We start from the raw sequence: 14,461 nt of genomic DNA on the forward strand, positions 1-14,461 counted from the left end.
ATGATTCTCTTTTGCTGTAAGGTGCAGCCGCTGCCCTTGCCGCCGCGGGCTGTTCCCTTTCCCAGTTGTCGCCCGCCCCGTGTCCACGCCTGTCGAACCGACGGATGTCGCGCAGCTGTGCGCGGCCCATTACCGGCCGCTGCACGCCCATGTCCGCCGCAAACTCCCGCAACGCAGCGACGCCGATGACGTCGTCCAGGAAACCTGGCTGCGTGTCGTCAAAGTCGCCGCCAGCGGCCTGCTGAGCAATGGCCGCGCGTACCTGTACCGCGTTGCCCACAACCTGATCGCGGATCACTTCCGGCAACGTCAGCGCCGTCGTGAGGAAGCGCTGGATGAAGCGCAGCTGCACGCCCTCGTCGATCCTGCACCACTGCCCGAGCAGCGACTGCTCGACGCCGAACAGCTGCGTCATCTCGATGCGATCATCGCCGCGCTGCCACCGCGCTCGCGCCAGGTGTTCCTGCTGGCGCGGGTTGAACAATTGGCGCTGGCCGAGATCGGGCGCCAGCTCGGCATCAGCCGGCAGACTGCGCACGGCCATCTGCTGCGCGCCCTCGTCGCCCTGCAGCAGGTGCCCGGCGCATGAGCCAGGACGCGATCGCGCGCGAAGCCGCACGCTGGTGGCTGGATGGACACGATGGCACCCGCGACGAGAACGCGTTCGACCAGTGGTGCCAGGCCGATTCGCGCCATGTTGCGCAGTACCAGCATCTGCAGCAGCTGTGGCAGGCCGGTGCCACCTTGCCCAGTCTTCAACGGCAACAGCAACGGCGGCAGCGGCGGCGCCTGGGCGAGGCCGGCATTGCGGTACTGCTGCTGTGCGCGCTCGGCCTGTACAGCCGCACCGCCTCGCCACCCGCTGCGCAGGTACTGCGCACTGCTGCAGGCGAGATCCGTGATGAAGCCCTGCCAGACGGTTCGCACGTCCTGCTGTCACCGGGCAGCGAAGTGCATGTGCGCGTCGATGCACAGCGCCGCCAGTTGCAGCTGCAGCAGGGGCAAGCCTGGTTCAAGGTCGCCGCCGATGCCGACCGGCCATTCCAGGTACACACTCCACAGGGCACGGTCACTGCGCTGGGAACCGCGTTTGATCTGGCCGTGCAGGGCGACAACAGCGTGGTCACGGTCACCGAGCACAGCGTCCGTGTAGAAAGCGGTACCGCCAGCGTGCAGGCCAGTGAGGGGCAGCAGATACGCTTCAACGGACAAGCGACTGCTGCAGCACATCCGGCAGACGACAGCACCCTGGCCTGGCGCGAACGGCGCCTGCATTGGGTTTCGGCGCCGCTTGCCGACGTCACCCAGGGGCTGGACCGTTGGCATGGCGGACATACCTGGATCGTCGGTGCACGGCTTCGCCAACGGCCGGTCACCCTACTGGGCAATGCAGATGGTGCCGCCAGCAACCGCGACCAGCTCGCCGCGCAGCTGCATGTGCGTGTACTGCGTATCGGCGCGGGCATGCAGGTGTGGTTGCCGCCGCGCGAGGAGCAGCGCGATGCACCCTGACATTGGGCCCATCACCGCGTCTACCCAGGATGACGACGCTCTGCGTCAGCCCCTGGAGCCCCCGATGCTGTGCCCCCGCCCCCTTGTCCTCGCCCTGTCGCTGGCCTGCGCCAGCACCGTTCCACTGCTGCCAGACAGCGCCCACGCGCAGGCCGCCACTCGAAGCTACGATCTGCCCGCCCAGCCACTGGCGGCCGCGCTGGACGCCTACAGCCGGCTGACCGGTGTCGATCTGGTGATCGGCGCGGCGCTTCCCGCTGGCCATGCCGCGCCCGCCCTTCGCGGCGACTTCGACGATGCGCAGGCCCTGACGCGCCTGCTGGCGGGCAGCGGCCTGCGCCCGCGCTTCATCGATGCGCGCCGCGCCACTCTGGAGCCGGCGCCGGCCGAGCGCGGCGATGGCAGCCGCCGCACCGGGCCCTTGCGGGTGCAGGGCAATACCGCGCACGGCCATTCCCCCGGTGCAGGTGCCAGCCAGTATGTACCAGCCACCCGCGATGGCTTTGCGCCTTCGATCGGCAGCGAGCGCGTGGCGATGGCTGAACGCCAGGAAGGCAACAGCCTGCTGCGCTCGATGCCTGGCACCCACAGCTTCCATTCGCGCAGCCAGCCGGGCCTGCAGGTCAACATCCGCGGCATGACCGGTGCTGGCCGGGTCAACACCATGATCGACGGTGTCACCCAGACCTTCCGCAACAATGCCGGGCATGGCTCGGGTGGTCCGTTCGCCTATGTCGATCCTTTCCTGCTGGCCGGCGTGGACGTGCAACGCGGTGCGGACGCCGGTGGTGATGGTGCGGGTACGCTGGCCGGCAGTGCCAACTTCCGCACGCTGGATATCGACGATCTGCTTGGTGAGGGCCGTGACTGGGGCCTACGTGCAGGCTATCGCCACGGCAACAACGGCTACGGCAGCGGCCGTACCTTCGCCGGTGCCTGGCGCCACAGTGAAGAGGGTGGCGACCGCCAGTTCGGCCTGCTGGCGGCTGCCAGCAGCAGCCGCAGCAGCGAATACGCAACCGCGCGTGGGCAGAAGAACAACGCCGACCCGGGCAGCCAGCAGCCCAGCAGCTGGCTGTTGAAAGCACGCCTGCAGCCCAGCGACCAGCACCGGCTGAACCTGAGCCACATGCGTTACGAAAACGACTTCTACCACAACTATCCGTGGCAGATTTCCGCGCGCAACCAGCGCGCCAGCTACCACTACACACCCTATTCGCCGTGGATCGACCTGCGTGCAACCTTCGCCGGCAACAAGACCCGGCTGTTCTATCCGCCAGTGGAGGATTCCAGCTACATCGGTCGCCGCACCCACAGCAGCCTGAGCAGCTGGACCGTGGACAACACCAGCCGCTTCGACATCGGGGCACTGCAGGCGCGCTGGAACACCGGCATCAAGCACCAATCGGACATCTATGTGGCCGACACCCCCGTCCTGCGCGGTGCCAACCCGCAAGGTCGCAGCCAGCTGGACAGCGTGTTCAGCACTCTGGAGCTGCAGTACGACATCTACGCGCTGACCGCCGGCCTGCGCCAGGACCGCTTCGGCATCCGTGGCCACATCCCGGTGTGCTCGGATGTGCCCGGCCAGTGCGCGGAGATCAATGGCGGCGGCATCGACGTGCGTCGCACCGAGCGCGCACTCAGCCCCAGCCTGGCGGTATCGTGGCAGCCCACCGACTGGCTGCACCTGTTCGCAGAAGCCTCGCGTACTTCCCGCCCGCCGCGGGTGCAGGAGATGTTCTTCGAGAAGATCCCGCTGGAAGGCATGAGCGATGCCGATGGCGTGGGCGCCAACCCGTTCCTGCGCCGCGAGCGCTCGCGCAACCTGCAGTTCGGTGCCAACCTCAGCACCGACTCGCTGCTGGTCGACGGTGACCTGGCACAGCTGGGGATCACCCGCTTCGACAACCGCATCCGCGACTACATCAAGCCGCAGTATCTGCTGATCGTGCATCCGCCGGAAGTGGAACCGTTCGTGGTGCCGATCGACAGCGATCCGCAACTCACTGCCTGGACCGATGCGCTGGACGTGGACGACTTCAGCACCACCACGCGCTGGATGAACCACCCCGGCGTGGTGCGCATGCGCGGTATCGAACTGGAAGCGCATTACGCCAGCGAGCACTACCACGCCACGCTGAGCTGGACCCGCTCGCACACCAGTGCACCGGCCATCGAGTTCGTCAACCTGGAAGACATCACCGCCCTGCCCGACCGCTACTGGACGCTGGACGTGGGCGGCCGCTGGTGGCAGCAGCGCGTGCAGGCCGGCCTGCGCGCCGAGTACTCCGGGCCGACCGAGGAAGGCTACGACTTCTTCCAGACCCGCAAGACCGGCGGCACCGGCGTGCTGCTCGACTTCTACGCCAGCTTCAAGCCCCAGGCCAACACCACGCTGTGGCTGAACATCGAAAACCTGCAGAACAAGGCCTATGACAACAATGCCTCGATCGACAGCATCTTCAGCCCGATCCTGGACCGCGGCAACGGCCGTGGCCGTACCGTCTCGATGGGCGTCAATGTGGCGTTCTAGCCGTCGCTGGCTGCCCGTATGCCTGCTCGCGCTGGCGACCGTGGTCAGCGCGCAGCCGATGCCTGGCTCAGTGATCGACCTGGCCAACGGCCGGCACCTGGACGAAGCCGCGTTCGTGGCGCGTGCGGCGGACGCCCGGAGGCTGCTGCTGGGTGAGCGCCATGACCTCGCCGGAGACCACGCCGCCCAGCGCTGGCTGCTGCAGGCGCTGCAGCGGCGGCGCCCGCAGGGTTCGCTGGTGCTGGAAATGATCGCCAGCGAGCGCCAGCCACGCCTGCAGCGGGTGCAGCGCTGGCTGGCCAAGGGCAACCAGGCCGAAGGTGCACGCCTGCAGGAACTGCTGGACTGGGATACGCGTTGGCCGTGGGCCGCGTATGGCGGGCTGGTACAGGATGCTGCCGATGCAGGCACGCCGCTGTTCGGCGGCAACCTGTCGCGTGCCGAGGTCAACGCGCTGCTCGCGTCCACCGAGGGCGTGCGGTTCCCGGTGGCCGCTGCCCGCCAGCGCCTGTCGGCGGTGGTGCTGGCCCAGCACGCAGACGCAGCACCGATGCTGGAAGGGATGCTGGCCGTGCAACAGGCCCGCGACACACGCATGGCACAGGTGCTGCTCGATGCGCCCGCGCCGGCGCTGCTGGTAGCGGGGCGCTGGCATGTACTGCGCGGTACCGGGGTACCGGGCTACCTGTCACCGGCTACGCCTGCGCTGGTGATCGCATTGGCTCCGCCGGGTGAAACCGTGGATGCGGCGGATGCCGATCTGCTGTGGGTGCTGGACGATGAGTGAGCGCGGCCAACACTGGCAGGCGATCGCGATCACCGCCGTCCTGCACCTGCTGCCCCTGCTGCTGTTGGTGCACTGGGTGGCAGCGCCGCCGATGCTGCCGCCGCCGGAGCAGGACGTGCGCATCAGCCTGCGCCTGCTGGCGCCGGCCACGCCGCCACAGCCCGTAGAGGAGCGCCAGGCCGACACCCCCAGCCAGGCGCAGCAGGCGCGCGCATCGCAACCGGCAAAGTCGCCCCCGCCACCGAAACCCACCGCCGCGCGCGAGGGCGAGTTGGCCGCCAGCGAAACGGGCGGGACGGGTCGAACGCCGCTGCCGGTCGCCCCGCCGGCGGCCGCGACCGATGCCAGTCCCGCACCGGCATCGATCACGGCCGCTCCGCCCGCTCCAGACGCGCCACCGGCGGACTTCCAGGCCGGCGCCGCCAGCGACCAGTGGGAAGCCCGCCTGATGGCGCGGCTGGAGCGTTACCGCTATTACCCTGCCGCCGCACGCTCGCGCCGGCAGCAGGGCACTGCCTGGGTCAGGGTCAGCATCGACCGCGAAGGCCGCCTGCTGGCACTGCGGCTGGAACAGTCCAGTGGCCAGCCGATGCTCGATGACGCTGCGCTGCAGACCTTCCGTCGCGCGCAGCCGCTGCCGCCCATTCCCGGTGAACTGAAGGCACCACAGGAACTGGTGGTGCCGGTGGAGTACTACCTGCGCTAGGCGGCGTAGGCCTCCGCCTCGATCTCGAACAGCATGCCGTCCAGCGCCAGCCGGGGCACCGGGATCAGCGTGCAGGTGGGCGCCGCGCGGTTCGGCCAGCGCCGCCGCACCTGATGGGCGATGATGCCCAGCCGGTCCTCATCGTGGCCGACCACCAGGATGCGCAACCGCGCCACATCAACCAGGCTTGCCTGCGCCGAGCGCAGCGCGGTCTGCAGGTTGTCCAGCGCCTGCCCGACCTGGTCTTCGAAGCTGGGCGAGAGACGGCCCTGCGCATCTTCACCGCCCTGCCCGGCCACGTGGATCACCCGTGCCGGCAGGCGCACCACCGCCACGTGTGAGTAGCCGTTGGCCGAAGGATCGTAGAGGCCCGGTGGATTGAACAGCTCCAGCAGGCCATGGCTGAAGTCCGGTGTGGTCAGCAGGTTCATGCCGCGCGCCTCGTGGGGGTTGCCGGCAGTCTGTGACCTCAACCCCGGTTGAGGTCAAACGGATCCGGTGCAACAGACCGGTCTGCCACGCGCAACGATCACGCGATCCCGTGGAATCGAGCCTGCTCGACTTCCGCTGACGAAAAGCAGTCGAGCTATCTCGACTCTACAGAAGCGTGGTCACGTCCACGCCGGATCTGCGGTGAAATCGATGGTCAGCCAGAACGTGCTGCCCCGAGCATCCAGCCTGACCGCGATCTCATCACGCATCGCATCGACCTCGCCCACCGAGCCCAAGGGCGTAGCCGGATCGGCCAGCACATGGATCTCGATGAAGCGCATCCGCCCCATCTTCGCCACGTGGCTGGTGAAACCGGCATAGCCACGCTCGGCCACGAATGCCTGCATGACCTGCTGCACGCGCCGGTCCAGATCATCCGGCGCCACCTGCAGTACTTCGCGCATGGCCTTCCACGCACTGCGCGCCGGTACCGGCAGTACCGCCAGGCTGATCAATGCCAGCACGATCGAATCCAGGTACGGCACCCAGTGGTGCCACTCACCGCCATGCAGGACCAAGGCCAGTACGAAGGCCAGCACTACCGCCAGGCTCATCAACCCACCCAGCAGCCAGCCCCGTACATCCAGCCACAACAGCGCCGAGCGCAGGCGCCGCGCCCGCTGGGCGACGAACGCCGCCATCGCCAGGTTGCTGGCACTCAGCAGCGCCGCCCACCACAGCGCGGGCCCGAATTTCACCTCGTGTCCGCCCGTGGTCAAACCGATCACCGCGTTGGCCAGCGCATACACGCAGGCCAGCGACAGGATCACACCACCCAGCGCCTCGACCATCGGCTCCAGGTGCCAGTAGCCGTACTGGAAGCGCGGGCTCTGTTCCCGCGCCACCAGCCGCAGCACCGACAACGACACCAGGGTCAGGGCAACGTCGACCAGGCTGTACACACCGTCGAACAGGATGGCCTGCGATCCCACCAGCAGGCCACCGCTGAAGCCGACCACGCTGACCGCGATGGTGACCCCGATCGAGAACTTCAGGATGCGTTGCTCGCGCGCGGTATCCATCGTTCGCCGAAGGGCCGACCGTCGCCGGTCAGGCCTTCAGTACCTCCACCTTGTACGAGGTCACATCGCCGTCGTTCTCGGTGATGAGCCCGTGCACGTCCGACTCGAAGCCCGGGAAGCGGGCATTCTGCTCACGGGCGATGCGCAGCGACTGGATGATCGGCTCATCGCTGTCGCCAAAGCGCTCGCCCGGCATGATGGTCGGAATGCCCGGCGGGTACGGCACCAGCATGGTCGCGGCGATGCGACCACTGACCTGCTCGATGTCGACCCGCTCGATCTCGCCCTTCACCAGGTGGTTGTAGGCATCGGCCGGGGTCATCACCGGCGTCGGCAGATCCACGTACATCTCGCGCATCACCTTGGCCACCGCGAACTCCTGGTTGAACGCATGCAGCGCGTCGCACAGGTCACGCAGGCCCCAACCGGCGTAGGCATTCGGATAGTCGGCGGCCAGCGTCGGCAGTGCCTGGCTGAGCGGCGCATTGCGGTCGTACAGTTCCTTGAACGCCATCAGTTCAGTGACAAGGGTGCTCCACTTGCCCTTGGTGATGCCCATCGAGAACAGGAACAGCACCGAGTACAGGTTGGTCTTCTCCACGGTGATGCCGCGGCCCCACAGGAACTTGCTCAGCACCGCCGCCGGAATGCCCAGCTTGCCCATGCTGCCGTCCATCGCCAGGCCCGGGGTCAGCAGGGTCACCTTGATCGGGTCGATCAGAACATAGTCATCCACCAGGTTCTCGAAGCCGTGCCAGTGCGCATCCGGCTGCAGGTACCACTCCTCGCGCTTGGCCACCATCGGTGCCGGCGTATCGCCCTTGTCCAGACTGCGCTCGACCTGGGTCGGCTGCCACACGCTGAACCACCAGTCGTCGCGGCCGAGATCATCGCGGACGTGCAGCATCGCGCGGCGGAAGGCGATCGCCTCGTCGTGCATTTCCTGTACCAGCGAACGGCCGGCATCGCCTTCCATCATCTTCGACGCCACGTCGCAGGCCGCAATCACCCCGTAGTGCGGGCTGGTCGAGGTGTGCATCATGAACGACTCGTTGAAGCGCTCGGCATCCAGATTGCGCTGCGCCGAGTTGCGCACGTGGATCATCGAGGCCTGCGAGAACGCGGCCAGCAGCTTGTGCGTGGAATGCGTGGTGAAGATGATCGCATCCTGCTCGCGCGGCTTGCCCTTGGCCATGCCGTAGTGGTTCTCGTAGAACGGATGGAACGCAGCGTAGGCGTACCAGGCTTCGTCGAAATGCAGGAAGTCCACCGCGCTGCCGATCTCGTCGGCGATCTTCTCGGCGTTGTAGCACAGGCCATCGTAGGTGGAGTTGGTCACCACTGCGATGCGCGGTTTGGAGCCGGCCTTGTAGGCCTTGCTGGCCAGCGGGTTGGCGGCGATACGCTGCTGCAGCGACTCGGGCGTGAACTGGTCCAGGCTGATCGGGCCGATGATGCCATGCGCGTTGCGGCTGGGGGTGAAGTACACCGGCACCGCGCCGGTCATGATCAGCGCGTGCAGCAGCGACTTGTGGCAGTTGCGGTCGACGAATACCACGTCGCCGCGGGCCACTGTGCCGTGCCAGACGATCTTGTTGGCGGTGGAGGTGCCGTTGGTGACGAAGAAGGTATGGTCGGCACCGAAGTTGCGTGCCGCCTCGTTCTCGGCGTCCTTGATCGGACCAGTATGGTCAAGCAGCGAACCCAGTTCCGGCACCGAGATCGACAGATCGCTGCGCAGCGTGTTCTCGCCATAGAACTGATGGAACGCGCGGCCGACCGGCGATTTGGTGAACGCCACGCCGCCGGCATGGCCAGGCGTATGCCAGGAATAGTTCGACTCGGCCGCGTGATGGATCAGCGCCTTGAAGAACGGCGGCAGCAGGTTCTTCATGTAGTCTTCGGCCGCGCGCATCACCTGCCGCGAGATGAAGCTCTTGGTGTCTTCGAACAGGAAGATGAAGCCGTGAATGTACTTGAGCAGCTTGCTCGGCACCTTCTCGATGGTGCGGCGCTCGCCGTACAGGAACACCGGCAGGTTGGCGCGGCGCGCGCTCTGCTCGCGCAGGAAGGCGGTCAGGCGCTGGAACTCGCCATCCACCTCTTCGCTGCCATCGATCGAGATCAGCACCGCCGACGCCGCCACGTAGGTGCGGGCACCGGCACGGGCATCATCCAGGTTCAGGCCGCACAGCACGCGCTGGTCGTTGCTGCGCAGCTCTTCCACCAGGGCGCGGATCAGGATGCCGCCGATGCGCGGCGACTCGTAGTCGTTGTCGATGACAATGACCGGGTAGTCCAGGGACTTGAAGTACACGTTGATTCTCCTTGTCTAACTCAGGAACGCTGGGCGCCGGCGCTGATCGCCGAGGCCTCGCGGGCGCGCTGCCGCTGCTGGCGGCGCTCCTCGCTGAAGAAGGGATAGAACACGGTGATGAACAGCACGAACAGGAACGCGTACTGCACGATGGTTCCCGACGAGCCGTAGATCGCCCACAGGCAGTAAACGACGGTCAGGCTGGTCAGGGTCCAGAACGCACCGGTGTGGACCAGGGTGTGCGAGCGCTCGACCACGAAGTAGCAGGCCACGCACGAGTAGATGTAGGGCAGCAGGGTCAGCACCACCGCCGCCGATGTGATCACGTCGAACTGTGCCGACGCGGTTTCCGAGGTGGAGGTGACCAGCACCGCCAGGGTCATCAGCACGGCCACGATCAGCACGCCCTTGACCGGCACGTCGTCCTTGTTGGTCTTGCTGAAGATGCTCGGGAACAGGCCGTCATCGGAGGCCGCCTTGGCGCTCTGTGCGGTCAGCAGGATCCAGCCGCCTAGGGAACCGGCAGCGCCGATGAAGGCACACAGGCTGACCAGCGCACCGCCCCAGCCACCGACGGCCTTGGCCGCAGCCAGTGCGAACGGCGCATCGGAGGTCTGAAGTTCGCCATTGGGCACCATGCCCATGATCACCGAGGAGCTGGCGATATAGGCGATGGCAGCCAGGAACACGCCGGCCAGGGTGGCACGGGCCACGTTCTTTTCGGGGTTCTCGACCACACCAGCGGTGACCGAGGCCGACTCGACGCCAATGAAGGCCCACAGCGTCAGCGCCGCGGCGCTGGAGATCGCGCCGAAGTTCGATTCGCCGGACACGTTGTAGGCGCCCTTGAAAATGTCGGCATCGAAGAAGAACCAGCCGAAGATGGCGATGCCCAGGATCGGCACCAGCGCAAAACTGGTGGTGACGGTCTGCACCCGGCTGACGAACGCCGGACCGATCACGTTGGCGAAACTCAGCGCCCACACCAGGATCAGCACCGCGATGCAGCGCACCAGCGGCTCGGACAGGATCGGGAAGAAGTAGCTGAAATAGCCCACTGCGGCGATCGGAATGGCGACGTTGCCGATCCAGTTGGCGAACCAGTAGATGGTGTTGGTCTGGAAGCCCATGTACGGCCCGAACCAGTCGCGCGCATAGGCGTACGGGCCGCCCGCCTTGGGTGCCAGCTTGCCCAGCTTGGCGAACACGAAGGCCAGCAACAGCGCACCGGCGGTGGTGATCAGCCAGCCCCAGATCGAGGCGGTACCAATCTTGGCCAGGCTCGATGGCAGCAGGAACACGCCTGAGCCCATCATGTTGCCGGCGACGAGGAAGGTGGCTCCGACCACCCCGATTTTCTTTGCTTCTGCCATGACGATCTCCGGTACTGGCATGAGCCCGGCAGCACCGGGCGTGGGGACGGTTGCGCTGGCGTACGACCGCTGGCGCCTATTTGATGAAGTTGTATTGAAGGCTGCCCTGCACCCGGACCGTGTCGCCGCGTGCGCCGCCCTGCTGTTCCAGGCGGCCGTACAGCAGCTCCATGCCCATCGTCCACGACGGCGCGGGGCTCCAGATCAGGTTGAATACGCCGTACCGGCTCTGTCGGAAGGCATCGGCCGCCAGTGCAGCGTTCCGCTCCAGGGTCAGCTGGCCGAAGATCAGGTTCGATCGCCACAACTCGGACCAATAGTGGGTATAGCCGACGAAGCCGCCGTGCAGGTCCAACGCGTCGAGGCGGCCATCGGCACCGACCACCGCGTCCAGCCCGGAGCCGGTCAGGTCGGCGGTATAGCGGCTGAGGCCGCGTCCTCCCAGCGCACCGAACAGCAGCAGGTCGCGCTCGCCCACCGAGGCCGAGCCACTCAGCTGCAGGCCGCCGGCCATTCGCCGGTCGCGCTCGCCATCGCCGTCATAGGCCAGGCTGCGCGCCACCGCGCCCACCTGAAGGTGGCCCCAGTCGCGCTCCATGCGCGCGGTCACGGTTACGTCCGGCAGACGGTTCACCGCAGCCCGCTCATCACTGGCACCGGCAAGTTCAGTCTTCGGGTCTTCGGCCGCCACGGTCAGCGTGCTGCCCTTGCCCATCGTGAAGCTGTGGTGGATGCCGGCCACCAGCAGATAGCCGGCGCCACCCGGCCCGGCGAAGTCCAGCGTGTCGGGCAGGCTGTCCGGGTCCATGAAGCTGGAGTAGCCATAGCCGGCATAGGTATTGCCGAGCTGTCCATACGCATGCCGCAGGCGGAACTCGTAGCCATCGCTGCTGCCGAAGAAGTCGTTCTCCAGATAGAAGCGCAGGTTGCCGTGCGTGGTTGGACGCCGCGCCTCGAAGCTGAAGCGGGTCTGCTTGGCGTGGATGTTGAAGTTGGAGACATCGCGGTGGCTGCCGCCCACCGGCATCGACGAGGGAATGAACTGATCCTCGTCGCCGGCCGCGCGCGAATCGGCGATGGCATCCAGCTTGGCGTAACCGCCGATGCGGATCACCGTATCAGTGCCGGGTATGGCAAAGAACCCCTTCAGATCCGGGTCGGTCGGGCCCGCCGCACTGTCCGGTCGCGATGCCGCAGTGGACGGATCAGCGACCGAATCGCGCTGCGGCAGTACCGGCTGCGCCACACCCGGCACCTGGGTGCGATGGATCACGTCGGAAGGGGCGGCAGAGGCCATCGGCGCCATTGCAGGCGCGGCTGTTGCCTGCGCAGGCGCAGCATCGCGCTGCTCAAGCCGGTCCAGCCGTTGCTGCATGCCTTCCAGCGCCTGGCGCATGGCGGCCATCTCGCGCCGCAATGCCTGCGCATCCTCTGCATCACCCTGTTGAGCGTACGCCGGCGTGATCGCCAGTGCCCCCAGGCATGCCAGACTCAGTACGGCCAAACGCATTGCATCCTCCCCTGACGAACACTCGCATCACGGTTCCGGAGCGCATGCATGCGCCGCCCTGGCTTCGCGTTGCCGTTGCTGGAAATGCGGGTACTGCGTCGACGACATCGGCCAGCCTGCGCACGGCAGGCAACAGGACGATGACACTGCCCCGCCTGCACCCATGTCGACTCCATCAAGGCCGCGCTGCCAGAGAGGTGGCGACCGCAGCGGTCTGGGTAACAAGCACAGAGTGAGAGTGTCGTGAATGGCTGTGCCGGCCGACCCTGATCAGGGCGTGGCGAGCGCGGCATCCATCGCGCATTGACGCTGTATTCCATGCGTCAAAGGCTAGTCCGTTTGTCGCTTTTGGCCTTGATTGGAATCAAGGCACGATGCTTGATCTCAGTCACGATTCAGACGTGACGACGAACAGACAATGCGCAAGCGGTTGTGTTCGCCTGGGGCAGGAACGCAACAGGCCCGCATGTCACCATGCGGGCCTGTGGTCTACATCATCATGCAGGCGTGGATCAGCGCGGACCAAGCACCGTCTGCAGGTCGTCGCCCTGCGGCAATCCGGCCCGGCGCTGCACCTGGCCCTGTGCATCCTGGAACAGGATGCCCGGGGTGCCCTGGAACCCCATCTCCAGCATCAACACCTGGTTGGCGTCAAGCTTGCCGGCGATCTCGCGGCTGATGTTCGGCAGCGCTTTGATGCCGCCACGGTCGAACTGGTGTTCGTTCTCCAGCAGCGCCGCGCTCGGATCACGTGCGGAGAGGATGGCTGCGGCCTTGGCCGGACTGTCCTCGCGGATCACACCCACCATGATGTGGCGCAGCTGTACCTTGCCGGCGTCGACCCACGGACGGGCCGCCTCCCAGAACTTGTGGCAATACGGGCAGTTGGCATCGCTGAAGGTATAGACCACGCGGGGCGCGTCGGCCTTGCCATCACGCACCCAGGCGCTGGCTTCGAGCTTGGTCCACATTTTGGCCGACATCGGTGCGGCAACCAGCTTCTCGACCGCTTCGGCAGCCACATCATTACCTTCGGCATCGAACAGGCTGCCCACCAGTACGTGCTTGCCATCGGCCGTGACATAGGCCGCTGCAGGCTGCTGCCCTCCCACCACGCCAGCAAAACCGCGCAGGCCGTCCGGCGCATCGAATTCGGCAACGACCTCGAAGCCGTGCTTCTCGATGCCCTTCAGCACGGCTGGACGGTCGCCCTTGGCGGCAGATGCCGGAGCAGTCGTCGCCGAAGCCGTAGCGGCCTTGCCCGGCGGCGTCTGTGCCTGGCTGCAGGCGGCCAATGCCAGCATGACCGGCAGCAGGAGCACCGCCGGGGCGGTGCGCAGGGAAATCGACAACATGGGAACTCCGTAGTGAGATGCCCGCGCAGGCTACCGCAGCCGGCGCAGTTTGTGTTCAAGGCCGGCCGCAGTCAGTTCGCCCAGGTGCAGTTCACGCAGGCGCCCATCGGCGTCGAAAAAGAGCGTGGAAGGATATGCCTGAACGCCGAGCACGGTGGAAGCAGCAGCGTCATCATCCAGCAGCACGTTGCCCAGCATCAGTCGTTCGCCGGCCAGGAAACCCTGGACCTCATCCAGGGTTTCAGCCTGGTTGAGGAATACGAACTGCACGTCATCATGTGCCTGTTGTGCCGTCGCCAGCACCGGCATCTCACGCCGGCAGGGCCCGCACCATGTGGCCCACAGATTCAGCACCAGCGGCTTGCCGCGGAACTGCTGCAGATCGATACGATCGCCTTGAAGGTCCGCCACCTGCAGCGCCGGCAACGGCATCTGCCGCTCCTGCCATGCCGACAGCAACTGGCCACCAGCGACCCAGAACAACACGCCTACCAGTGCGCTCGTCAGCACCGGTGCACGCAACTGACGCCACGGCCGCAGACGCCATAATCCCCACGACAGCCCGGCCACCAGCACCACCATCAGGTGATAGCCACCATCGGTGACCTGCAGAATGCTCCAGGGCTCCGAACGATAGAGCGCGAAATTCAGCACAACAAAACTGACACGACCACACAGCAGGCCGATCAGCAGCATGTCCAGCACGATGCCTGCTGCCGACGGCAGCGGCATTCCCACTGCCCTGCGCGGCCAAAGACGGGCAACGGTCATGGCCAGCAACGTGCACATCAGGATCAACACCACCGGCATCGGTACCGGTCCAACACTCGACATCAGCCCACCTGTTCAAG

12 protein-coding genes are annotated in these 14,461 nt (G+C 66.4%); 5 read left to right on the plus strand and 7 right to left on the minus strand.

All coding sequences use genetic code 11. The features are described from left to right. Window positions 1-79 precede the first annotated feature (79 nt). The 5 genes from AC5P9F_RS08745 to AC5P9F_RS08765 all read left to right on the plus strand — a co-directional run bounded on the left by AC5P9F_RS08745 (window position 80) and on the right by AC5P9F_RS08765 (window position 5,541). On the plus strand, window positions 80-589 hold the full coding sequence (locus tag AC5P9F_RS08745; RefSeq protein ID WP_164225568.1) for an RNA polymerase sigma factor: 510 nt from the start codon (window positions 80-82) through the stop codon (window positions 587-589). Continuing rightward, window positions 586-1,512: a FecR family protein gene (locus tag AC5P9F_RS08750; RefSeq protein ID WP_005413795.1), complete on the plus strand. Its 927-nt coding sequence runs from the start codon at window positions 586-588 to the stop codon at window positions 1,510-1,512. The genes AC5P9F_RS08745 and AC5P9F_RS08750 overlap by 4 nt, the downstream gene beginning before the upstream one ends. Window positions 1,513-1,576: 64 nt before the next feature. Continuing rightward, window positions 1,577-4,048: a TonB-dependent receptor gene (locus tag AC5P9F_RS08755; protein WP_164225569.1), complete on the plus strand. Its 2,472-nt coding sequence runs from the start codon at window positions 1,577-1,579 to the stop codon at window positions 4,046-4,048. Then, window positions 4,035-4,835: a ChaN family lipoprotein gene (locus tag AC5P9F_RS08760; RefSeq protein WP_164225570.1), complete on the plus strand. Its 801-nt coding sequence runs from the start codon at window positions 4,035-4,037 to the stop codon at window positions 4,833-4,835. Before AC5P9F_RS08755 ends, AC5P9F_RS08760 begins: the two co-directional genes overlap by 14 nt. Continuing rightward, window positions 4,828-5,541 carry an energy transducer TonB family protein gene (locus AC5P9F_RS08765; RefSeq protein WP_164225571.1) on the plus strand — a complete coding sequence of 238 codons (714 nt, stop codon included), beginning with the start codon at window positions 4,828-4,830 and terminating at the stop codon, window positions 5,539-5,541. The genes AC5P9F_RS08760 and AC5P9F_RS08765 overlap by 8 nt, the downstream gene beginning before the upstream one ends. On the opposite strand, the gene AC5P9F_RS08770 is transcribed toward AC5P9F_RS08765, so the two are convergent. The 7 genes from AC5P9F_RS08770 to AC5P9F_RS08800 form a co-directional block, all read right to left on the minus strand. Continuing rightward, on the minus strand, window positions 5,538-5,972 hold the full coding sequence (locus AC5P9F_RS08770; protein ID WP_005410065.1) for a RidA family protein: 435 nt from the start codon (window positions 5,970-5,972) through the stop codon (window positions 5,538-5,540). The two genes, AC5P9F_RS08765 and AC5P9F_RS08770, sit on opposite strands and share 4 nt — an antisense overlap. Window positions 5,973-6,152: 180 nt before the next feature. Next, the gene (locus AC5P9F_RS08775) at window positions 6,153-7,055 is read right to left on the minus strand and encodes a cation diffusion facilitator family transporter (protein WP_005413800.1); all 903 of its coding nucleotides are present in this window, start codon (window positions 7,053-7,055) and stop codon (window positions 6,153-6,155) included. Between the two features lie 28 nt (window positions 7,056-7,083). Further along, window positions 7,084-9,372 carry an Orn/Lys/Arg family decarboxylase gene (locus AC5P9F_RS08780; RefSeq protein ID WP_164225572.1) on the minus strand — a complete coding sequence of 763 codons (2,289 nt, stop codon included), beginning with the start codon at window positions 9,370-9,372 and terminating at the stop codon, window positions 7,084-7,086. Between the two features lie 20 nt (window positions 9,373-9,392). Then, the gene (gene adiC / locus AC5P9F_RS08785; RefSeq protein WP_005410068.1) at window positions 9,393-10,745 is read right to left on the minus strand and encodes an arginine/agmatine antiporter; all 1,353 of its coding nucleotides are present in this window, start codon (window positions 10,743-10,745) and stop codon (window positions 9,393-9,395) included. Window positions 10,746-10,821: 76 nt separating this feature from the next. Beyond that, on the minus strand, window positions 10,822-12,255 hold the full coding sequence (locus tag AC5P9F_RS08790) for a DcaP family trimeric outer membrane transporter (RefSeq protein ID WP_043034673.1): 1,434 nt from the start codon (window positions 12,253-12,255) through the stop codon (window positions 10,822-10,824). Window positions 12,256-12,767: 512 nt separating this feature from the next. Continuing rightward, entirely contained in the window at window positions 12,768-13,610 is an 843-nt protein-coding gene (gene dsbG, locus AC5P9F_RS08795; protein WP_005410070.1) for a thiol:disulfide interchange protein DsbG, read from the minus strand. 30 nt (window positions 13,611-13,640) lie between these two features. Continuing rightward, window positions 13,641-14,444 (minus strand): TlpA disulfide reductase family protein, encoded by an 804-nt coding sequence (locus AC5P9F_RS08800; RefSeq protein ID WP_043034672.1) that lies wholly within the window; start codon window positions 14,442-14,444, stop codon window positions 13,641-13,643. Window positions 14,445-14,461: the final 17 nt, after the last annotated feature.

Source organism: Stenotrophomonas sp. YJH_SMC_4, from assembly GCF_059371575.1.